Below are 359 nucleotides of genomic sequence, written 5' to 3'. Positions count from 1 at the left end.
GAGTTGTACGAAGATAGTGCGGTACAAAAGTATTGCCGAGCAGCGAGCCAAAAGCTAGGGATCAATGAAGATTTATTGGACTTGGATATAAGTTTGTTAACGGATGAATTGGAAGCCTATCGAGCAGCTTTTGAAAGTACTGAAAATGGTAGTTCTAATGTGATTAAGAACTTTCAAATAACTGCGGAGGCGAGGAAGAAAGCCAAGGCATTTTTGAGTACTAAAAACTTGTTTAAAAGGCTCAATACCTTGATTGGTAAAACAGGCATTGTGGGAGAAGAAAATACAAGATTGTTATTGTTAATCGTGGCGAGTTCTTATAAATGCAAAGACCCCTTGCACGCTTTGATACAAGGTAG

Annotated in this window: 1 pseudogene; it reads left to right on the top strand. The window is 38.7% G+C overall.

Annotated features, from left to right (window positions below):
- Positions 1-359, top strand: a pseudogene (locus CG11_RS30655) (hypothetical protein); the annotation flags it as partial.

The organism is Aureispira sp. CCB-QB1 (genome assembly GCF_000724545.1).
GTDB lineage: Bacteria > Bacteroidota > Bacteroidia > Chitinophagales > Saprospiraceae > Aureispira.
Note: the sequence above shows the minus strand (reverse complement) of the source record. Positions and strands in the feature narration are given on the sequence as shown.